General features: G+C 64.3%; 25 protein-coding genes. 8 read left to right on the plus strand and 17 right to left on the minus strand.

The genetic code is table 11. The annotated features are described in order from the left end of the window. The first annotated feature begins 193 nt into the window (after positions 1–193). The 5 genes from rimO (at position 194) to tsaA (ending at position 4,251) form a co-directional block, all read left to right on the plus strand. On the plus strand, positions 194–1,525 hold the full coding sequence (rimO, locus tag K5H97_RS22420) for a 30S ribosomal protein S12 methylthiotransferase RimO (protein WP_028690602.1): 1,332 nt from the start codon (positions 194–196) through the stop codon (positions 1,523–1,525). A gap of 85 nt (positions 1,526–1,610) precedes the next feature. After that, on the plus strand, positions 1,611–2,069 hold the full coding sequence (locus K5H97_RS22425; RefSeq protein WP_028690603.1) for a GNAT family N-acetyltransferase: 459 nt from the start codon (positions 1,611–1,613) through the stop codon (positions 2,067–2,069). A gap of 121 nt (positions 2,070–2,190) precedes the next feature. Continuing rightward, positions 2,191–2,901 carry an rRNA pseudouridine synthase gene (locus K5H97_RS22430; protein WP_028690604.1) on the plus strand — a complete coding sequence of 237 codons (711 nt, stop codon included), beginning with the start codon at positions 2,191–2,193 and terminating at the stop codon, positions 2,899–2,901. A gap of 189 nt (positions 2,902–3,090) precedes the next feature. Continuing rightward, positions 3,091–3,552 (plus strand): YehS family protein, encoded by a 462-nt coding sequence (locus K5H97_RS22435; RefSeq protein ID WP_028690605.1) that lies wholly within the window; start codon positions 3,091–3,093, stop codon positions 3,550–3,552. Between the two features lie 6 nt (positions 3,553–3,558). Further along, on the plus strand, positions 3,559–4,251 hold the full coding sequence (gene tsaA, locus K5H97_RS22440) for a tRNA (N6-threonylcarbamoyladenosine(37)-N6)-methyltransferase TrmO (RefSeq protein WP_028690606.1): 693 nt from the start codon (positions 3,559–3,561) through the stop codon (positions 4,249–4,251). 78 nt (positions 4,252–4,329) lie between these two features. On the opposite strand, the gene fpr is transcribed toward tsaA, so the two are convergent. Next, the gene (gene fpr / locus K5H97_RS22445) at positions 4,330–5,109 is read right to left on the minus strand and encodes a ferredoxin-NADP reductase (protein WP_028690607.1); all 780 of its coding nucleotides are present in this window, start codon (positions 5,107–5,109) and stop codon (positions 4,330–4,332) included. A 120-nt stretch (positions 5,110–5,229) separates the two neighbouring features. Between fpr and finR the strand changes: the two genes are divergently transcribed. Then, positions 5,230–6,156: a LysR family transcriptional regulator FinR gene (gene finR, locus K5H97_RS22450; protein WP_028690608.1), complete on the plus strand. Its 927-nt coding sequence runs from the start codon at positions 5,230–5,232 to the stop codon at positions 6,154–6,156. Positions 6,157–6,160: 4 nt separating this feature from the next. Here the strand turns inward: finR and K5H97_RS22455 are convergent, their stop codons facing one another. The 3 genes from K5H97_RS22455 to K5H97_RS22465 form a co-directional block, all read right to left on the minus strand. Then, positions 6,161–6,526: a diacylglycerol kinase gene (locus tag K5H97_RS22455; RefSeq protein ID WP_028690609.1), complete on the minus strand. Its 366-nt coding sequence runs from the start codon at positions 6,524–6,526 to the stop codon at positions 6,161–6,163. Between the two features lie 77 nt (positions 6,527–6,603). Then, entirely contained in the window at positions 6,604–7,254 is a 651-nt protein-coding gene (gene erdR / locus K5H97_RS22460; RefSeq protein WP_028690610.1) for a response regulator transcription factor ErdR, read from the minus strand. A gap of 257 nt (positions 7,255–7,511) precedes the next feature. Then, positions 7,512–8,222 carry a tRNA-uridine aminocarboxypropyltransferase gene (locus K5H97_RS22465; protein ID WP_028690611.1) on the minus strand — a complete coding sequence of 237 codons (711 nt, stop codon included), beginning with the start codon at positions 8,220–8,222 and terminating at the stop codon, positions 7,512–7,514. Between the two features lie 214 nt (positions 8,223–8,436). Between K5H97_RS22465 and K5H97_RS22470 the strand changes: the two genes are divergently transcribed. After that, positions 8,437–8,856 carry a quorum-sensing-regulated virulence factor family protein gene (locus K5H97_RS22470; protein WP_028690612.1) on the plus strand — a complete coding sequence of 140 codons (420 nt, stop codon included), beginning with the start codon at positions 8,437–8,439 and terminating at the stop codon, positions 8,854–8,856. 1 nt (position 8,857) lies between these two features. Here K5H97_RS22470 and K5H97_RS22475 read toward each other — a convergent pair whose 3' ends face one another. After that, positions 8,858–9,064, minus strand: a complete 207-nt coding sequence (locus tag K5H97_RS22475; RefSeq protein ID WP_028690613.1) for a hypothetical protein — start codon at positions 9,062–9,064, stop codon at positions 8,858–8,860. Positions 9,065–9,366: 302 nt separating this feature from the next. Between K5H97_RS22475 and K5H97_RS22480 the strand changes: the two genes are divergently transcribed. After that, on the plus strand, positions 9,367–10,485 hold the full coding sequence (locus K5H97_RS22480; protein WP_028690614.1) for an LOG family protein: 1,119 nt from the start codon (positions 9,367–9,369) through the stop codon (positions 10,483–10,485). Between the two features lie 52 nt (positions 10,486–10,537). Here the strand turns inward: K5H97_RS22480 and recX are convergent, their stop codons facing one another. The 12 genes from recX to K5H97_RS22540 form a co-directional block, all read right to left on the minus strand. Beyond that, a complete protein-coding gene (recX, locus tag K5H97_RS22485) occupies positions 10,538–11,008 on the minus strand; it encodes a recombination regulator RecX (RefSeq protein WP_028690615.1) in 471 nt (156 codons plus the stop codon). A gap of 8 nt (positions 11,009–11,016) precedes the next feature. After that, entirely contained in the window at positions 11,017–12,093 is a 1,077-nt protein-coding gene (recA, locus tag K5H97_RS22490) for a recombinase RecA (protein ID WP_028690616.1), read from the minus strand. 104 nt (positions 12,094–12,197) lie between these two features. Continuing rightward, on the minus strand, positions 12,198–12,680 hold the full coding sequence (locus K5H97_RS22495; RefSeq protein WP_028690617.1) for a CinA family protein: 483 nt from the start codon (positions 12,678–12,680) through the stop codon (positions 12,198–12,200). A 59-nt stretch (positions 12,681–12,739) separates the two neighbouring features. Next, complete coding sequence (locus tag K5H97_RS22500) at positions 12,740–13,201, minus strand: lysis system i-spanin subunit Rz (RefSeq protein ID WP_051555675.1); 462 nt, start codon at positions 13,199–13,201, stop codon at positions 12,740–12,742. A gap of 32 nt (positions 13,202–13,233) precedes the next feature. Continuing rightward, positions 13,234–13,785 (minus strand): glycoside hydrolase family 19 protein, encoded by a 552-nt coding sequence (locus K5H97_RS22505; RefSeq protein ID WP_028690619.1) that lies wholly within the window; start codon positions 13,783–13,785, stop codon positions 13,234–13,236. Beyond that, positions 13,772–13,981: a Com family DNA-binding transcriptional regulator gene (locus tag K5H97_RS22510; protein WP_036986090.1), complete on the minus strand. Its 210-nt coding sequence runs from the start codon at positions 13,979–13,981 to the stop codon at positions 13,772–13,774. Before K5H97_RS22510 ends, K5H97_RS22505 begins: the two co-directional genes overlap by 14 nt. A gap of 207 nt (positions 13,982–14,188) precedes the next feature. Beyond that, positions 14,189–14,572 carry a phage tail assembly chaperone gene (locus K5H97_RS22515; RefSeq protein WP_028690620.1) on the minus strand — a complete coding sequence of 128 codons (384 nt, stop codon included), beginning with the start codon at positions 14,570–14,572 and terminating at the stop codon, positions 14,189–14,191. A 9-nt stretch (positions 14,573–14,581) separates the two neighbouring features. After that, positions 14,582–15,799, minus strand: coding sequence for a hypothetical protein (locus tag K5H97_RS22520; protein ID WP_028690621.1), 1,218 nt, complete (start codon positions 15,797–15,799; stop codon positions 14,582–14,584). Positions 15,800–15,810: 11 nt separating this feature from the next. Continuing rightward, on the minus strand, positions 15,811–16,410 hold the full coding sequence (locus K5H97_RS22525) for a YmfQ family protein (RefSeq protein ID WP_028690622.1): 600 nt from the start codon (positions 16,408–16,410) through the stop codon (positions 15,811–15,813). After that, entirely contained in the window at positions 16,398–17,438 is a 1,041-nt protein-coding gene (locus K5H97_RS22530) for a baseplate J/gp47 family protein (RefSeq protein WP_028690623.1), read from the minus strand. The genes K5H97_RS22525 and K5H97_RS22530 overlap by 13 nt, the downstream gene beginning before the upstream one ends. Then, positions 17,428–17,826 carry a phage GP46 family protein gene (locus K5H97_RS22535; RefSeq protein WP_028690624.1) on the minus strand — a complete coding sequence of 133 codons (399 nt, stop codon included), beginning with the start codon at positions 17,824–17,826 and terminating at the stop codon, positions 17,428–17,430. The genes K5H97_RS22530 and K5H97_RS22535 overlap by 11 nt, the downstream gene beginning before the upstream one ends. Beyond that, a complete protein-coding gene (locus K5H97_RS22540; RefSeq protein WP_028690625.1) occupies positions 17,823–18,323 on the minus strand; it encodes a phage baseplate assembly protein V in 501 nt (166 codons plus the stop codon). Before K5H97_RS22540 ends, K5H97_RS22535 begins: the two co-directional genes overlap by 4 nt. Position 18,324: the final 1 nt, after the last annotated feature.

Raw genomic sequence — 18,324 nt, forward strand, 5'->3', positions numbered from 1 at the left:
ACCCGCGCCGGGCCATCCCGGATGCCCCGGCGCAACGGCGCGAAGCATAGCGCAGCGTTCGTCGTATTTCTGCTGGTAAAGCGACCTTGCGCTCGCTAGAATTGCGCACTTTTTGATCAGAGGCGCCAAAAGCGTCCGCCAGGATCGCCCCCGTTACCGGTCGGGCGACCTGTATTCAATACCGAGGTTAGCCATGTCCACCACTCCCGCCACCCCAAAGGTCGGCTTCGTTTCCCTGGGTTGCCCCAAGGCCCTGGTCGATTCCGAGCGCATCCTGACCCAGCTGCGCATGGAAGGCTATGAAGTCGTGCCTACCTACGATGGCGCCGACGTGGTGGTGGTCAACACCTGCGGCTTCATCGACAGTGCCAAGGCCGAGTCGCTGGAAGTGATCGGCGAGGCGATCAAGGAGAACGGCAAGGTCATCGTCACCGGCTGCATGGGTGTCGAGGAAGGCAATATCCGCAACGTGCACCCCAGCGTGCTGTCGGTCAGTGGCCCCCAGCAGTACGAGCAGGTGGTCAACGCCGTGCACGAGGTGGTGCCGCCACGCCAGGACCATAACCCGCTGATCGACCTGGTGCCGCCGCAAGGCATCAAGCTGACCCCGCGCCATTATGCCTACCTGAAGATTTCCGAAGGCTGCAACCACAGCTGCAGCTTCTGCATCATCCCGTCGATGCGCGGCAAGCTGGTCAGCCGTCCGGTCGGTGAAGTGCTGAGCGAGGCCGAGCGCCTGGTCAAGGCCGGCGTCAAGGAGATCCTGGTGATTTCCCAGGACACCAGCGCCTACGGCGTCGACGTCAAGTACAAGACCGACTTCTGGAACGGCCGCCCGGTCAAGACCCGCATGCTCGAGCTGTGCGAGGCCTTGAGCAGCCTGGGCGCCTGGGTGCGCCTGCACTATGTCTACCCGTACCCGAACGTCGACGACGTGATCCCGCTGATGGCAGCCGGCAAGATCCTGCCGTACCTGGACATTCCGTTCCAGCACGCCAGCCCCAAGGTGCTCAAGTCGATGAAGCGCCCGGCCTTCGAAGACCGCACCCTGGCGCGCATCAAGAGCTGGCGCGAGCAGTGCCCGGAGCTGGTGATCCGTTCGACCTTCATCGTCGGCTTCCCCGGCGAGACCGAGGAAGACTTCCAGTACCTGCTCGACTGGCTGACCGAAGCCCAGCTCGACCGCGTCGGCTGCTTCCAGTACTCGCCGGTCGAAGGCGCCCCGGCCAATGACCTGGGCCTGGATGAAGTACCGGACGACGTCAAGCAGGAACGTTGGGACCGCTTCATGGCCCACCAGCAGGCGATCAGCGCCGCGCGCCTGCAACAGCGCATCGGCAAGGAGATCGAAGTGCTGATCGACGAGGTCGAGGAGCAGGGCTCGGTCGGTCGCAGCTTCTTCGACGCACCGGAAATCGACGGCAACGTGTTCATCGACGGCGACCACGGCTTCAAGCCGGGCGACAAGGTCCGTTGCCGCATCGTCGATGCCGACGAGTACGACATGTGGGCCGAGCCCGTCTGAGCGATGCTCGCCTGAAGATACCCCGCCCACTGGCGGGGTATTTTTTTGCATCTATGTTTTCCTCAATGGCCCCGAGGATCACAGGATGTCGCCCACCGTCACGCTGCAAACGCCCCACTTGAGCGACTACCCCGAACTGGTGCGGGTGTGGGAGGCGTCGGTGCGCGCCACCCACGACTTCCTGCCCGACGGCTACATCGTGCTGCTGCGCGAGCATGTGCTGCGCAAATACCTCGACGCGGTGATGCTGGTCTGCTGCAAGGACGCCAGGCGACGCATCCTCGGCTTCGCCGGCGTGGCCAATGGCCGTGTCGACATGCTCTTCGTCGCGCCGCAGTACCGTGGCCAGGGTATTGGCCAACGCCTGCTGCGGCATGCTGTAAGAGAGCTCAATGCCGAACGCCTGGACGTCAACGAGCAGAACCCGCAGGCCCTGGGCTTTTATCTGCACGAAGGCTTCGAGGTGTACGGGCGCTCGGAAACCGACGGCCTGGGGCAGCCCTATCCCCTGCTGCACATGAGGCTAGTTCGTACAACGTCCTAGGACAAAAGCCAAGGAAACCACCACCCCGCTCCGAAATGGCGCAAATGACATCGATTTGCAGCCGCTACCCTGCGCAGGCAGGTACAATGAAAGCTTTCCCTACCGCGTGATGCCCGTGTCCATGTCCGAACCCATTCGTCTCTCCAAACGCCTCATCGAACAGCTTGGCTGCTCCCGCCGAGAGGCCGAACTGTACATCGAGGGAGGCTGGGTAACGGTCGACGGCGAGGTGGTCGAACAGCCGCAGTTCAAGGTCGCCGGGCAACGCATCGAACTGCTCCCGGGCGCCCGTGCCGAAACGCTTGAACCGGTGACACTGCTGCTCAACCAGCAGGCCGGACAGGACGTCGCCAGCGCCCAGGCGGGCGTGAGCATGGCCAGCCTCAGCGAAGCGCACCGCGAAGGCGTGCGCCCGCTGCACGGGCATTTCGCCCGCCAGGCCTGTGTCGCCCCGCTGCTGCCAGGCGCCAGCGGCCTGCAACTGTTCACCCAGGACTGGCGGGTGACCCGCAAGCTCGACGCCGACCTGCGCCGAATGGAGCAGGAATACATCGTCCAGGTCAGCGGTGAAGCCAAGCCAGGCGCTCTCGAGCGTCTGGCCCGCGGTGTCGAGCGCAAGGGCGTCGAACTGCCGAAGGCCAAGGCCAGCTGGCAGAACGAACAGCACCTGCGCATGGTCCTGAAGAACCCGCAGCCCGGGTTGATCGAACAACTGTGCGAAACCGCCGGCCTCAAGGTCCTGGCGATGCGCCGCATTCGCCTGGGCGGCGTGTCGATGGGCAAGCTGCCAGTGGGCCAGTGGCGCTATGTGGCCGCTACAGAACGCTTCTAGGGTCTGTACGAAATGTGTCTGCGCGAAGGCCAGACAAGGCGAAACGGGGGGAAGCGGAGTGTACTGGAGTACATGAGCATTCCGAGCCCCGTTTCAACGCAGTATGGGCGAGTGCAGATACATTTCGTACAGAGCCCAGCATTACCGCCGCGCAAAGACTGACACGGCAACAGAACAGGATTCGCTGCAATGAACCACAACGATGTACTGCGCAGCCTGCGCTACATGCTCAAGGCCAACGACCAGAAGCTGGCCGAGATTATCAAGCTCTCGGGCCTGGAAGTTTCCGCCGAGGCCATCGCCGGCTACGTCAAGAAAGAAGAGGAACCTGGCTTCGTGCGCTGCCCGGAGAAGGTCATGGCGCACTTCCTCGACGGCCTGGTGATCCACCGTCGCGGTCGTGACGACAGCCGCCCACCGCAGCCGATCGAAGTACCGGTGACCAACAACACCGTACTCAAGAAGCTGCGGGTGGCCTTCGAGCTGAAGGAAGACGACCTGCACGCAGTGCTCAAGTCAGTCAATTTCCCGGTGTCCAAGCCCGAGCTGAGCGCATTGTTCCGCAAGGTCGGCCACGACAACTACCGGCCCTGCGGCGACCAGTTGCTGCGCAATTTCCTCAAGGGCCTGACCCTGCGCGTGCGCGGCTGAGCCGTGATGCAGCATAGCGTCTCGCCGGTCGGCATCGTCCGTTCCTGCTTCAAGGAAAAGTTCGCCATCCCGCGCCAGCCCCAGCTGGCGCCGGCCGCCCGTGGCGTGCTGGAGCTGCTGCCGCCCTTTGACCAGGGCGATGCCGTCGAAGGGCTGGAACAGGTCAGCCATGTGTGGCTGCTGTTCCTGTTCCACCAGGCACTGGAAGACAAGCCACGCCTGAAGGTGCGGCCACCGCGCCTGGGCGGCAACAAGAGCATGGGGGTGTTCGCCACCCGGGCCACCCACAGGCCCAATGGCATCGGCCAGTCGGTGGTGCGCCTGGAAGGCGTCGAACCGGGGCGTCTGCTGCTGTCGGGGATCGACCTGCTGGACGGTACGCCGGTGCTGGATATCAAGCCTTACGTGCCGTATGCGGACAGCGTCGCCGAGGCATCGAACCTGATGGCCAGTGATGCGCCGGAGCTGATCAGGGTGCAATGGAGCGAGAGCGCACTGCCACAGGCACACACCCACGCACTGCGCCTGGGCGAACCCTTGGTCGAGCTGATCGAGCAGTGCCTGGCCCAGGATCCACGCCCGGCCTACCAGGTGCCACCGCCCGAACGAGTGTATGGGGTGAAGTTCTGGGATGTGCAGGTGCGCTGGCATTATCCGCAGCCGGATGTGATTCGGGTGCTGGAGGTGACGCCGGAGTAATGGGGTGTCGATAAGACCCACATTCCAGGCATAAAAAAACGCAGGCCAAGCCTGCGTTTTTAATGCCTGCCGCTCGCCTTACTTCTCGACGAACGCACGCTCGATCAGGTAGTCACCTGGCTCACGCATGCGCGGGGAGATCTTCAGGCCGAAGCTGTCGAGCACTTCGCTGGTCTCGTCGAGCATGCTCGGGCTGCCGCAGATCATCGCGCGGTCGTCCTGCGGGTTGATCGGTGGCAGACCGATGTCGCTGAACAGCTTGCCACTGCGCATCAGGTCGGTCAGGCGCCCCTGGTTTTCGAAAGGCTCGCGAGTCACGGTCGGGTAGTAGATCAACTTGTCACGCACCGCGTCACCGAAGAACTCGTTCTGCGGCAGGTGCTCGGTAATGAACTCGCGGTAGGCCACTTCGTTGACGTAACGCACGCCGTGAACCAGGATCACTTTCTCGAAGCGCTCGTAGGTCTCCGGGTCCTGGATGACACTCATGAACGGCGCCAGGCCGGTGCCGGTGCTCAGCAGATACAGGTGCTTGCCCGGGTTCAGGTCATCCAGCACCAAGGTACCGGTAGGCTTCTTGCTGATGATGATCTCGTCGCCTTCCTTCAGGTGCTGCAACTGCGAGGTCAGCGGGCCGTCCGGCACCTTGATGCTGAAGAACTCCAGATGCTCTTCCCAGTTCGGCGAGGCGATGGAGTAGGCGCGCATGAGCGGACGGCCGCTGTCCTGCTGCAGGCCGATCATCACGAACTGACCGTTCTCGAAGCGCAGGCCCGGATCACGGGTGCACTTGAAGCTGAACAGGGTGTCGTTCCAGTGGTGCACACTGAGGACACGTTCGTGGTTCATGTTGCTCATCGATGGGGCTCCTGAAGGAAAACGCGGCGCGCGCAAGACGCGCAGTTGCGCGATAGTTTAGGGGCAGCGACAATATCTGTTAACTGAATTATCAAGATATGTGTTATCGGTTATATAGATATGCGATTCACACTCCGTCAGCTCCAGGTATTCGTCGCCGTCGCCCAGCACCAGAGCGTGTCCCGGGCCGCCGGCGTGCTGGCCTTGTCGCAATCGGCCGCCAGCACCTCGATCACCGAACTGGAGCGCCAGTCCAGCTGCCAGCTGTTCGACCGCGCCGGCAAGCGCCTGAGTCTCAATGCTCTGGGCCATCAACTGCTGCCCCAGGCCGTGGCCCTGCTCGACCAGGCCAAGGAGATCGAGGACCTGCTCAACGGCAAGTCGGGGTTCGGCTCGCTGGCCGTCGGCGCCACGCTGACGATCGGCAACTACCTGGCCACCCTGCTGATCGGCAGCTTCATGCAGGTACACCCGGAAAGCCAGGTCAAGCTGCACGTGCAGAACACCGCGCATATCGTGCAACAGGTCGCCCACTATGAAATTGACCTGGGTCTAATCGAAGGTGACTGCAACCATCCCGATCTTGAGGTTCAGCCCTGGGTGGAGGACGAGCTGGTGGTGTTCTGTGCGCCCCAGCATCCCCTGGCCAAGGTCGGCCATGCCGGTATCGAGCAGTTATCCCATGAAGCCTGGATCCTGCGCGAGCAGGGCTCGGGCACGCGCCTGACCTTCGACCAGGCCATGCGCCATCACCGCGCCAACCTGAACATCCGCCTGGAACTGGAACATACCGAGGCGATCAAGCGTGCCGTGGAGTCGGGCCTGGGCATCGGCTGCATCTCACGCCTGGCCCTGCGGGATGCTTTCCGCCGCGGCAGCCTGGTACCGGTGGAGACCCCGACCCTGGACCTGGCGCGGCAGTTCTACTTCATCTGGCACAAACAGAAGTACCAGACCTCGGCCATGCGCGAGTTCCTCGAACTGTGCCGCAGCTTTACTGCAGGCGTGCGGCGCAGCGACGAAATCGTGCTGCCGCCGATCGCTTGAAGGCTCAACCAAGCAGGATCACACCCCAGACCACCGCAACCATGCTCATGGCCACCAGCTGCGCGGCGCTGCCCATGTCCTTGGCGTTCTTCGACAGCGGGTGGCGGTCGAGGGAAATGCGGTCGATGGCCGCCTCCACCGCCGAATTGAGCAATTCGACGATCAGCCCCAGCAGGCACACGGCAATGAGGATCGCCCGCTCACCGCGACTGACCGGCAGCCAGAAGGCCAGCGGCACCAGCACCACGTTGAGCAGCACCAGCTGCCGGAAGGCGGCCTCGCCCTTGAAGGCGGTGCGCAGACCGTCCAGCGAATAGCTGGCGGCGTTGACGATACGTTTGAGGCCGGTCTGGCCTTTGAATGGCGACATGTGTGTCCGTCACTTCACCGGAGAAAGGCCCGAAGGCTAGTCCAGCCTGAGTCAAAAAAGCGTGAATGCACGGGTACTTAGCTGGCCGAAACCGATTCAAGTTGTTGCAGCAGCAGCGCCGCCTGGGTCCGCGTGCGCACCCCCAGCTTGCGGAAGATCGCCGTCACGTGGGCCTTGATGGTCGCCTCGGAAACGTTCAGCTCATAGGCGATCTGCTTGTTCAGCAGCCCTTCGCAGACCATGGTCAGCACGCGGAACTGCTGCGGGGTGAGACTGGCCAGGCCTTCGCTGGCGGCCTTGGCCTCGGCCGACACATCGACCTTGTCGAATGCCTGCGGCGGCCACCAGACATCGCCATCGAGCACGTTGCGCACAGCTTCCTGGATCTTGCTGAGCTCGCTGGACTTGGGGATGAAGCCGCTGGCGCCGAATTCGCGGGACTTGACCACGACGGCCGCCTCTTCCTGGGCCGAGACCATCACCACCGGGATCTGCGGGTACTGGCCGCGCAGCAGGACCAGGCCGGAGAAGCCATAGGCGCCGGGCATGTTCAGGTCCAGCAGGACCAGGTCCCAGTCGGCTTTCTCGGTGAGGCTGGTTTCCAGTTCGGCGATGCTCGCCACCTCGACCAGGCGCACGTCCGGGCCCAGGCCGAGGGTAACGGCCTGGCGCAGTGCGCTGCGAAACAGCGGGTGGTCATCGGCAATCAGGATTTCGTATGTGGCCATCGATCTATGGATCCTGTTCTGTGCCAGGCGCAGGGGATACGGGAGACGCCTGGCGGGCAACTCATGGCGCGAACGGCAGGGCCGCGGGCCGGGATGGCACGGCGAAGTCCGGGATAACAGCAGTTTCGTCGTGCCCGAAGCGGCGCCAAGGATGCCGAGCACGCCCCGGGTGGTCAAGCCACTTGCCCGGTCGAACCCGCCTACCCTGGCTGCCAGCCCCGACAGTATGAACCAATCCGTCGCGCCTGCCCCTTGGACTATAGGAAGGTATGCAAACGCTGGTGGACCTCGTCCTGCTCGTCCAGCGGCAGGCGCCGCTTGCCACTGAGGTAGTGCAGGCTGAAGACGTCCAGGTAGGCGTCCAGGGCCTGCGAAGCCTGGCCGTCGCCGGCCAGTTCCAGGCACATGGCGGCCACTTCGGCGGTGCAGAAGTGGTCATCACGCTTGGAACGGCGCAGGCGGTAGCGCGACATCTGCTCGGGCTGCAGGCTCAGCACCGGGAAGCGATCGAGGTAAGGGCTCTTGCGGAACATCTTGCGCGCCTCGGTCCAGGTGGCGTCGAGCAAGATGAACAACGGGCGCTTGCCCGGCTCGCGCACGACTTCGCTGACCACCCGATCTTCCTTGACGAACTCGCCCGGAAAGACGATGTAGGGCTGCCAGCGGGGATCGTCCAGCAGCGCCAGCAGCCCCTCGTCCACCGAGGTGCGCAGCCAGCCGAAGGCCGAGGTGTCCTCGATCACATCGGCGATCAACCAACCGGTGTTGGTCGGCTTCAGCGGCTCGGTATCGTGCATCAGCAGGCACATGCCGGACTCGGCCGGCACCCGGGGTTTCCAGGCGCACAGGCAGTGCGTGGCGATCACCCGGCAATCCGGGCAACGCTCGGCGCGGGAGCCTCGGGCGACAAAGGGTTTGATGCTGCGCGCCAGGCGTTCGGCGCGTAGGCGCGCTACCGCGTGGCTCATGGCAGCAGGCCTTGGCAGGGAAGTGGGAGGGGCACGGCGACGACTCGATGAAAACAAGGCGCCCAGTCTACCAGAGCCCACGTCATTTGCCGTGCAGCCAGCGGCGCCGCTCCTTTATAATCGCAGGTCCTGGCGGCCTGGAAACCCTGCGGTTTCATGGAACGCCGCCCGTCGGCGCTGGTCAAAGCGCCAGTCATCGAACCAGGAGAGATCCATGCTGCGTCTTATCGTCCCGACCCTGAGCCTGCTGCTCGCCCTGCCCCTGGCCGCCCAGGCTGCGTCCAAGCAGGAATACGAGCTGAACCAGATGCTGCAGAAGGTCGCCAAGGAAAGCAGCGTCGGCACCCCGCGTGCCATCAACGAGGACATCCTCGACCAGGGCTACACCGTCGAAGGCAAGGCACTGGTCAATCACCTGAGCGTACGCCAGGAGCACGCCCAGCGCATGCAGGCCAATCCCGCGCAGGTTCGCAGCCAGCTGGGTGACAGCGTGTGCCGTAACAACGGCTACCGCCAGCTGATGTCCAAGGGTGCCGTAATGGTCTACCGCTTCACTGTCTACAAGACCAACCAGCCGGTCATGGACCAGGCCTTCGACGCCGCCAGCTGCGCGGCCGGCAACAAGAAGAAGTGATTCAAGCCAGCTGATCGCTGTTACTGGCGCGCCGCTGCTCATCATCGGCGCGCAACTCGGCCAGCAGGGCCTGCAAGTAGCGCGAATGCGCCTCGGCCCCTTGCAGCCGGCGCAGGCACTCCCCCTCAAGACTCAGGTGATGAGCCTTGGCCTCGTACTCGAGCAACTGCAACAGTTGCCTATCCACCTCGATCACCAGCCGGTGCATACCGTCACCTCGCTGTATCGCTTCACTGCCCCCAGTTAATCAAAGCCCTGTCGTCACTGGCTTTCGCCTGACCGGCGGTAGTGCGCGCCTGTGGCGGCACAAAGCCGCGCCAGCGTCTAGATTGATATCGAGTACCCATAACAACGACAACGCGATGGAATTGCCACTGCAACATGGCCTTGAAGGCCTACTGCAACGCTCGGGGGGACACTCGAGCCACAGCAGCCAGCGACACACGCAGTGTCGCGGCCGGGACACGCCATCGACCCGGTCAGAGGTTTTGCTGCAGAAGGAGACGTTGAATGCCTTACCAATCGAACGAGCTGCTGTTCAACCATTTCAGGGACAACGGCATCGACCTGAGCAAGATCGACGAACAACTGCAACTGGTCGCGCCGAACAGTCCCAACCTGCCGCTGTACCGCGACATGCTGCTGACCGTGCTGCGCATGGCCCACGACGACCGCAACCGCTGGAACGCCAAGATCACCCTGCAGGCCCTGCGCGAGCTCGACCACTCCTTCCGCACCCTCGAGCACTACAAGGGGCGGCGCAAAGTCACCGTATTCGGTTCGGCGCGCACACCAATGGAACACCCCATGTACGCCCTGGCCCGGGAGCTGGGCGCGACGCTGGCGCGTTCGGACCTGATGGTCATCACCGGCGCCGGTGGCGGCATCATGGCCGCCGCCCATGAAGGCGCCGGCACCGACCACAGCCTGGGCTTCAACATCACCCTGCCGTTCGAACAGCACGCCAATGCCACGGTCAATGGCACCGACAAGCTGCTGCCGTTCCATTTCTTCTTCATCCGCAAGCTGTTCTTCGTCAAGGAAGCCGACGCGCTGGTGCTCTGCCCCGGCGGCTTCGGCACCCTCGACGAGGCGCTGGAGGTGCTGACGCTGATCCAGACCGGCAAGAGCCCGTTGGTGCCGGTGGTGCTGCTCGACTCGCCCGGCGGCAGTTTCTGGCAGGACGCCCTGGCCTTCATCAGCCGCCAGCTCGAAGAGAACCGCTATATCCTGCCCAGCGACCTCAAGCTGGTGCGCCTGGTGCACAGCGCCGACGAGGCGGTCGAGGAGATCAACCAGTTCTACAGCAACTACCACTCCAGCCGCTGGCTGAAGAGCCAGTTCGTGATCCGCATGCACCACCCCTTGAGCGAGGCGGCCCTGCATGATGTGGAAGAAGGCTTCGCCGACCTGCGCCTGAGCGGCAGGTACCACCAGCAACCGGACAGCGGCGCCGAACACGAGGAAGGCAACTTCAGCCACCTGACGCGCCTGACCTTTGCCTTCAACGGCCGCGACCAGGGCCGCCTGCGCGAACTGGTCGACTTCATCAATCTGCCGGAGAACTGGGCCAAACCCCAGCCGATGCACACCACCCAGCGCGCCCGGGAAGCCTTGCGGGTCAGCTGAACGCAAAATGCCCTGTACGGCTGACACGCATGGGTGTCAGCCGTACAGGGCATCAATAATCGTCGAGATCACGACCGCTGAGCAGCCGGCCAATCATGTCCATGGGGAAACCACGGTAGGCGAGAAAACGTGTCTGCTGCGCCCGGCTGCGTGGATCTTGCGGGCGTTGCCCGGCGAACTTGCGCTGCCAGACATCACGCAGTTGCGTCGCCCAGTCCACTTCGCTGTCGCGCAGGGCCTGGTCGATATCGCCACGGTTCAAGCCGCGTTGGCCAAGCTCCTCGCGAATTCGCGCGGGGCCGTAGCCGGCACTGGACCGGTAGCGGATGAAGCTTTCCAGATAGCGGGCCTCACTGAGCAGCCCTTCTTCGGCCAGCCGATCGAGCGCAGGCTCGATCAGCTCGTCCGGTGCGCCACGCTGACGCAGCTTGCGCGTCAGCTCGACGCGACCATGCTCGCGGCGAGCGAGCAGGTCCATGGCTGTCCGCCGAACGGCGACGGGGGTGTCGAGTACGACGGACATGGGGCCAATCAATAACCGGCGTCGGCGTCAGCCAGGTCGTCGGCATCGGCTTCGGCTGCACCGGCCTTGGCGGCAGCTGCTGCAGCGGCGGCGGCACCCGCGGTCAGCAGCTTGTCGCGAATCTGCTTCTCGATCTCGCTGCCAATGGCCGGGTTCTCTTGCAGGTACTTGGCGGCGTTGGCCTTGCCTTGACCGATTTTGTTGCCCTGGTAGCTGTACCAGGCACCGGATTTTTCCACCAGGCCTTGGGACACACCCAGGTCGATGATCTCGCCGTTGCGGTAGATGCCCTTGCCGTAGAGGATCTGGAACTCGGCCTGACGGAACGGTGGCGAAACCTTGTTCTTGACGATCTTGACGCGGGTTTCGCTACCGACCACTTCGTCGCCTTCCTTGACCGCGCCGGTACGGCGGATGTCCAGGCGCACCGAGGCGTAGAACTTCAGGGCGTTACCACCGGTGGTGGTTTCCGGGCTGCCAAACATCACGCCGATCTTCATACGGATCTGGTTGATGAAGATGACCAGGCAGTTGGCGTTCTTGATGTTACCGGTGATCTTGCGCAGGGCCTGGGACATCAGGCGTGCCTGCAGGCCGACGTGCATGTCGCCCATCTCGCCTTCGATCTCGGCCTTCGGCACCAGGGCGGCCACGGAGTCGACGATGATCACGTCGACGGCGTTGGAGCGCACCAGCATGTCGGTGATTTCCAGGGCCTGTTCGCCGGTGTCCGGCTGCGAGACCAGCAGGTCGTCGACGTTGACGCCCAGCTTGCCGGCGTACTCAGGGTCGAGGGCGTGCTCGGCGTCGACGAAGGCGCAGGTGGCGCCGTTCTTCTGGGCTTCGGCGATGACCGACAGGGTCAGCGTGGTTTTACCCGAGGATTCCGGGCCGTAGATCTCGACGATACGGCCTTTCGGCAGGCCGCCGATGCCCAGGGCGATGTCCAGGCCGAGGGAACCGGTGGAGATGGCAGGGATGGCCTGGCGCTCGTGGTCGCCCATGCGCATGACCGCGCCCTTGCCGAATTGGCGTTCGATTTGACCCAGGGCCGCAGCCAAGGCGCGCTTCTTGTTGTCGTCCATTGAAATCCTCACGTGTTCGACGTGGCCCTGACGGCCGGAATAACTGTATAAGTAGCCAGTATTATTCCACAGCGATTCGTTTCCGCAAACCCCCGTCGGGCGATTTACTCCGCACCAAGCTGTAACAAGCCGTCTAACGCGGCGATCACCGTCTGTCGGCGCACCGCTTCGCGGTCGCCGTCGAAGTGCCGGCGCTCGCTGCTCACGTGGGTTCCGTCAGCCCAGGCCAGCCACACCGTGCCCACCGGCTTGGCCGGCGAACCGCCGTCTGGCCCGGCCACGCCACTGACCGCCACCGCAAAGCGCGCTCCGCTGGCGGCCTGGGCGCCCCGCACCATGGCCTCGACCACTTCCTGGCTGACCGCCCCCACCTGGGCGAACAACGCCTCGGGGACGCCCAACTGGCGGGTTTTCTGGGCATTGGAATAGGTGACATAGCCGGCCTCGAACCAGGCCGAGCTGCCGGGGATGCGGGTGATCGCCTCGGCGATGCCGCCGCCGGTGCAGGATTCAGCAGTGCTCACCTGGGCGTTGAAGCGCCGCAGGTGTTCGCCCAGGCGGGTGGAGAGTACGGTGATCGGGTCCATGGCTAGCTCCTGGCAAGACTGCGCCCTACCCTACCACTCCCGCCCCTGCTGGCAAGCACTCAGGGCGACAGCGCACGGATATAGGCCTGACACGCCCGCAGGGCGATCAGTCCACGGTCGCCGTCGTCGGTGATGGCGACAATTCGTCGAGCATGCGCCGGGTCAAGTCTGGCGCGTACGGGGCCATGATCCACGCCGCTGGCGCCGGCGGCGGCAGGCACTGGGGCACAGGCGGTGTCGCGCTCGACCAGGACCGACAGGCGCAGATCGGCAGTAGCAAGGCGGTCACGCAGGCGAGCCTGAGTCTGTTGGGCATTGGTCAGCTCCTGGAAATGCTTCGTTTCACTGTCATGCAGGCGTTGTTCGAGGTCCTGGCGCTGATCGCGTTCGGCGAGCAGCAGGCCGTGCAGCGCCTCGGCCTGGTCAAGGCGCTGCTGCACCAGCGCCTGTTCCTGCTCGGCCAGTTGACGGCCAAGGCGCCAGCCCTGCAGTTGCCAAGCCAGCGCCGCAGACAACGCCATCAACCCAAGGCACAGCGCCAGTTGCAGGCGGCTCAGCACAGCACCTCCCGCGCCCGCGTCCACAGTTCGAGGCGCTCCGACAAGCCGTTCAGGCCGCCGTTGATATGCCGGGTGATGCGGTTGAACTCGCCCTGGTCGGCCAGGGCGTTGAGCCCGCGCGAGTGCCAGAACCAGGCCGCCGATTCGCAGGCCCAGCGCGGCTGCTCGAGCATCTGCGGTTGCGCCAGCAGGCGTTCGTCGCCGAACAGCGCACGGCTGCAGGCTTGGTAGTTGTTGCGCCCGGTCACCTGGATCAGGCCACGGCCACAATAGCGTTGGCCGTCGCCGTCGGCTTCGGGAGTGTTACCCAGGCGCAGGGCCAGGGTGCCGGTGTCGTAGCGGGCCAGGTAGCGTTCGTTGCCCAGTTCCTTGACGTAGCGCAGCTGGCCGGATTCATGGCCGACCTGGGCCAGGAACGCGGCAATGCGTTTGGGGTGGTCGATTTCCCAGTTGGCCATGGCCGTGTTCAGCGCCGGCAGGAAGGCGGCGACGCGTTGGCCGGCGAGCGGGTAGATCTGCTTGAGTTGCTGTTCAGTGAGCGGCATCGGTGCATTCTCCATTGCGGTCTGATCGAAAGGCGGCCGGTGCCGCCTGTGGCTCGCTCAGGGGCGATGGCTCGAAGCGCGCGGCTTTCACGTGATTGAGGGTGCGGCAAAGACCGCACTTGATCTGGAGCTCGGAGGCGGGGGTGACGCGGGCCAGCAGCTTGTGGCACTGGCCGCAGCGCAAGTCGTGGAACATATGCGAGGTCCTGGTGGTGTCAGCGCCAGGACGACCCGGCGAAAGTAATGCCTTGCCTGCTCCCGACTATAGAGAGCGCACACGCTCAAGTGCACCGGGAAAAGCTCATCAGGCATCCGTCAGTTCCGGGCGACAGCAGGAAGTCTTCGGTGTGGACAGTAGAACATCCACGATAGGGCAACCTTGATTGCCCATACTCGATAGACGTCATTGCTCAAGCAGCTGCACTGCCAACCACTGCGGTTCTACAGGACGCTGTGAGCGGTCCGGGTAAGCCATCGATTGCGGCCAGTCACGCAGTGCTTGCAGGTAGTCCAGCAACGCCTTGTGCATATCCTCCGTCAAGGTCGTGCCCTCCTCGCGCGCCTGCTCATCGATATGGCGCTCCCGTAACCATCGCACCCGAGCGATCTGGGCATCACGCCAATGCCTTTCGTTCGACGCGCCGTCAGGCTTTTCGACAGGTGATGGCGTGTTGCCTGCCGCCAGCCACGCTTCGTATTCGTCCCAGAATCGGTGACCACACGGAACGGTCGCACCATCTTCAAGTCGCAGCACCAGATTGGGATTTTCGGTCAGTTGGTAAGCCATGATTGATCCTCAGAGTTCGGCATCGGCCGTCGCATGGATGTAGTAGGCCTGCGAAGGGACCGCGACATCCGAGTTGTAGACATGGGTTCCACGGGTACCGGCATAGAGCACCGCGGCATTACCCGAGGAAATGGCATCGCTGCCTGAGCGCCACTGGCCTGCCGTGCCTCCAAACGGGGAATACAGGGCGACACTGGGCACTGCGCGCTTCTCGACCTTGAAGGACCATTGCGCATAGGGCTGCGACGCCGAATTGGCCTGCCCGGCATAGACCCACGACACCAGCATGCCGCCAGTCCATCCCTGGTTGTGACCTGGCCTAGCGCTCAGTTCGAAGGTCTTCTCGTAGTAGCGCTGGCACAGCGCGAGTTCTTGCATCGCACTGCGTTGCTCGAACGGTGTCTCGACCGGCCCCTCCTCCAGCTGTACCTGGGCAAGATCGAACATCTGCAGGGCATTCAACGGCAGGTTCCACTCGACCCGCAGGTAGTCGTTGCCATTGCTGCCCATTAACTTGCCGGCGATGGAAGGCAGCTGCACAGCAACGATGTATTTCTGCCAGACGGTGGTGATGTTTAACTGACCGGCCCCCACGCTGACACCTGCCGAAGGCGACCCTCCCGATCCGAACGTCTGCCTGAAGCTGACAGAAATGTTTCGAGGCGCATCACTTCTGGCCCAGAAACTCAGCGTTGCCTTCTTGCCGGCGAGCGTACCCACCGACTCCACGGCTTGGCTGATCAGGTGCTGGGTACTGCCGGTGCCGGCGATCGTCTGGTGCCAGCGCAAGAAAAACCTTGGTTCGTTGGGCACTTCGGTCTGGCCCGGCGTGAAGCCCTGACGAGAGATGACCACTCCTGCGTTGCCGTCCCAGTCACAGCGGAAACGGTCGGCCACGTATCCGCCAATATTGGTTGCAGGATTCAAGGTCCCGCGCTGCCAGAAATCGAAGTTGCCGTTGATGATCAGGTTCCTGCGATACACCTGGACTGGAAACTTCTGCATCGGGTCCAGTTTGGCCAACTGCCTGATCGCCAGGACCAGCTGATCATTGCGGTTCTCCGTCGGAACGATACCGGCGGCATAGATCGCGTTGACCAGTTCCTCGGTCACCGCATTACCCCAACTCGCCGGAATCAGCGACCCCGGCATCCCCGTCGCGGGGTTTTCATCAACGAACTTGCCGTTCACCAGCCCGACGCTGGGAACACTTTTCGGATAATCCACGTTGCTCTCCTCTAGTCGTAGTTGATCCGCACCTGCGTGTGCGCCGGTGCGCTGCGCCGTATCAGGCACTCCAGGGCATTACCCGGGTTGAGGCCGAAGCGCTCGCCGAAATAGCTGGCGCCGAAGCGCCGCCCCAGGCGCTGCCGCCCGCCAGTGTTCAAGGTCCACATGAACTGCGCCTGCCAAGTGCCGAAGTAGTCCCGGCCAAAGCGCACACGGCCGAAGCGCGGTGCCCTGTGCTCGGTGACGGTGGGCGACGGATAGCCCTGGCCCTGGGCCAGCTCCAGGTAATAGGCGATATGCTGACCGCCCACTGCCAGCAAGCGCTGGCGCACGGCCAGGCGGCGATCCTCGAACGCCGCCGAAGACCCAAGGCAGGCATCGGGCAACTGCATGACCCGCTCCCAGTCAGACACCAGCTCGCTAAAGGTTGCCGGGTCCATCTCGAACTGCAGGTCGCGGATGCGCCTGTCCAGACCCGCCAGCTCCTCGGCAGTGCCGGCCAACACCTGATCCAGCTCCGGCACCCGCTCCGGGTCCCAGGCCGGGCCGTCAGGCAACAGCGCACGCAGTTGCTGGTGATAGTCAGCGGCGTTTCTCAGTCCAGCCATTGGCAACCTCCATACACCAGCAACTGGTTGAGCTGCGCCGACACATCGCTGCTCGGCCAGTCGAGGCGATGGTCGCGCTCCCCGCTGGCACCGCTTATGGCCTCGCGGATGTGGCTGAGCAGCAGCGGTTCGCCCAGTTCGGCCTCGCGCTTGTGCAGGTCGGCCAACTGCGCCTCGACCGCGGCGCGCACGGCGCTGCTGTCGGGGGTCAGGCGCAGGCGGTAGGTCACCGCGATGGGCGTCGGCGCCAGCACATGCACTTCGGCGGTGACCGGTCGCAGCGGCTCGATGTAGGCCTTAACCGCAGCCAGTTGACTGGCGTCCGGCAAGGGCTCGGCATCCTCGTCGCACATCACGAACACGCCCACGGTACCCGGCCCCAGGTAATTGCGCCGACACCAGGCGCGGGTCACGCCAGGGAACTCCAGCGCCCAGGTCACGTAGTCGTCGGCAGAACCACCATGGGGGATCACCCGATACGAGCGGATCACCCGAGCCCGCAAGGCCTCGAGGCTCTCGACCGCCACCCCGCCGCGCACGCCCGGCGCCAGCACGGTGAAGGGCCCGCCGACACCGGCTACGGGCTGTACCGAGAACAGCGCCAACCCCGCCTCGGCATTGCCGACGGTGCCGGGATCGAGGGCCTCGACCGCAACTTGATTGACACCCGACACCAGCACCGGCGTTTCGCTGACGCGATAGCTGCGTCCATCATCGCTCTGCAGCAATGTGTCGGGCTCCAGGCGCGCGCCAGCGATGGCATTGAAGGCCACCCTGCCAGTGGCGCGCTGGGCGGCCTTGCGCGGTTGCTTCAGGCGCAGCGTCGCCATGCGCTCGAGAGTGTCCTCGTCGGCGCTGTCCGGGAGGATCTGCTCGGCGATCCAGTCCATGTAGCCGTATAGGCCATAGGCGGCACCGCTGATGGCCCGGGCCAGCACCTGGGCATCGGCCCGGCGTAGCGGCACGCGGCCCAGGTCGTTCTGGGTGCGGTCGATCAGTTGCGCCAGGTTTGGCGTTTCAAAGGGCATAGTTCACCTGCCAGCTGTCTCCCAGGTTGATCTCCAGGCGCTCGCCGTCAGCGAGCACCAATGTGGTGTGCAAGGCCAGGCGCTGCAGGCCGCGACGTTCGCCGCGCACCTCGATCGCGCGGCAGTGGCCGTCGTCGACCAGCCAGTGCAAGGCCTCGCGGGCATAAAACTCGGCGTCGCGGCGGGTCTGCTCGGTCAGCTTGACCCGTTGCAGCAGCCACAGCCGCGAACCGATACGGTCATCGGCCACGTTCGGGTAGCTGTCGCCCCACCAGCCGTGACGCTGCTCGTCGTCGAGCGGGTCGTCCGGCGCCGCCCGGCGCCAACTGAACAGGCTGATCAGTACGGCGCGCTCCAGGCCCGTCCGGGTCATGGCAGTCAGGCTCATGCCGGCCTCCCGGTCTGGCCGTTGCCGCCCTGCACGCCGCCATGCACGTGCTGGACCTGACTGATGCCGGCGGCCACCTGATCGCCCTTGGAGACGATGCGGCCACTGTGGCTGAGCAGCGGCGAATCGATGTTCACCGCCGTGCTGGCGCGGATGTTCAGGGTCGCGGTGTCGATATCGATGATCCGCCCGCGCTTGAAATGCAGGCGGTCGCCTTCGTCGGTGTACAGCGCCACCTCACCTGGGGCCAAGGCCTGCAGTCGGTAACGACGGTCGCTCAGGGTCAGGACCACGCCGTGGGAGCGGTCGCCACCAATGAAGGCAACCACCCCCTCGGCGCCAGGATGGGGATGGCTGGTGAGGCCGTAAGGCTCGAGGTGCTCCAGGTCGTCCTGCAGCTCCCCCGCCAGCAGGCGCATCTGCAGGCGTTGCAACTTGCCGGCGGAATGGGCGAGCACTAGGCTGCCGCGCGCCAGCATGCGCGTTAATAGATTCATG

Source organism: Pseudomonas mosselii (genome assembly GCF_019823065.1).
Lineage (GTDB): Bacteria > Pseudomonadota > Gammaproteobacteria > Pseudomonadales > Pseudomonadaceae > Aquipseudomonas > Aquipseudomonas mosselii.

Bases quoted from the DNA above. Each gene is read 5' to 3' on its own strand.
- rimO (WP_028690602.1), top strand. From the start codon at position 194: ATGTCCACCACTCCCGCCACCCCAAAGGTCGGCTTCGTTTCCCTGGGT.
- K5H97_RS22425 (WP_028690603.1), top strand. From the start codon at position 1,611: ATGTCGCCCACCGTCACGCTGCAAACGCCCCACTTGAGCGACTACCCC.
- K5H97_RS22430 (WP_028690604.1), top strand. From the start codon at position 2,191: ATGTCCGAACCCATTCGTCTCTCCAAACGCCTCATCGAACAGCTTGGC.
- K5H97_RS22435 (WP_028690605.1), top strand. From the start codon at position 3,091: ATGAACCACAACGATGTACTGCGCAGCCTGCGCTACATGCTCAAGGCC.
- tsaA (WP_028690606.1), top strand. From the start codon at position 3,559: ATGCAGCATAGCGTCTCGCCGGTCGGCATCGTCCGTTCCTGCTTCAAG.
- fpr (WP_028690607.1), bottom strand. From the start codon at position 5,109: ATGAGCAACATGAACCACGAACGTGTCCTCAGTGTGCACCACTGGAAC.
- finR (WP_028690608.1), top strand. From the start codon at position 5,230: ATGCGATTCACACTCCGTCAGCTCCAGGTATTCGTCGCCGTCGCCCAG.
- K5H97_RS22455 (WP_028690609.1), bottom strand. From the start codon at position 6,526: ATGTCGCCATTCAAAGGCCAGACCGGCCTCAAACGTATCGTCAACGCC.
- erdR (WP_028690610.1), bottom strand. From the start codon at position 7,254: ATGGCCACATACGAAATCCTGATTGCCGATGACCACCCGCTGTTTCGC.
- K5H97_RS22465 (WP_028690611.1), bottom strand. From the start codon at position 8,222: ATGAGCCACGCGGTAGCGCGCCTACGCGCCGAACGCCTGGCGCGCAGC.
- K5H97_RS22470 (WP_028690612.1), top strand. From the start codon at position 8,437: ATGCTGCGTCTTATCGTCCCGACCCTGAGCCTGCTGCTCGCCCTGCCC.
- K5H97_RS22475 (WP_028690613.1), bottom strand. From the start codon at position 9,064: ATGCACCGGCTGGTGATCGAGGTGGATAGGCAACTGTTGCAGTTGCTC.
- K5H97_RS22480 (WP_028690614.1), top strand. From the start codon at position 9,367: ATGCCTTACCAATCGAACGAGCTGCTGTTCAACCATTTCAGGGACAAC.
- recX (WP_028690615.1), bottom strand. From the start codon at position 11,008: ATGTCCGTCGTACTCGACACCCCCGTCGCCGTTCGGCGGACAGCCATG.
- recA (WP_028690616.1), bottom strand. From the start codon at position 12,093: ATGGACGACAACAAGAAGCGCGCCTTGGCTGCGGCCCTGGGTCAAATC.
- K5H97_RS22495 (WP_028690617.1), bottom strand. From the start codon at position 12,680: ATGGACCCGATCACCGTACTCTCCACCCGCCTGGGCGAACACCTGCGG.
- K5H97_RS22500 (WP_051555675.1), bottom strand. From the start codon at position 13,201: ATGGCGTTGTCTGCGGCGCTGGCTTGGCAACTGCAGGGCTGGCGCCTT.
- K5H97_RS22505 (WP_028690619.1), bottom strand. From the start codon at position 13,785: ATGCCGCTCACTGAACAGCAACTCAAGCAGATCTACCCGCTCGCCGGC.
- K5H97_RS22510 (WP_036986090.1), bottom strand. From the start codon at position 13,981: ATGTTCCACGACTTGCGCTGCGGCCAGTGCCACAAGCTGCTGGCCCGC.
- K5H97_RS22515 (WP_028690620.1), bottom strand. From the start codon at position 14,572: ATGGCTTACCAACTGACCGAAAATCCCAATCTGGTGCTGCGACTTGAA.
- K5H97_RS22525 (WP_028690622.1), bottom strand. From the start codon at position 16,410: ATGGCTGGACTGAGAAACGCCGCTGACTATCACCAGCAACTGCGTGCG.
- K5H97_RS22530 (WP_028690623.1), bottom strand. From the start codon at position 17,438: ATGCCCTTTGAAACGCCAAACCTGGCGCAACTGATCGACCGCACCCAG.
- K5H97_RS22535 (WP_028690624.1), bottom strand. From the start codon at position 17,826: ATGAGCCTGACTGCCATGACCCGGACGGGCCTGGAGCGCGCCGTACTG.
- K5H97_RS22540 (WP_028690625.1), bottom strand. From the start codon at position 18,323: ATGAATCTATTAACGCGCATGCTGGCGCGCGGCAGCCTAGTGCTCGCC.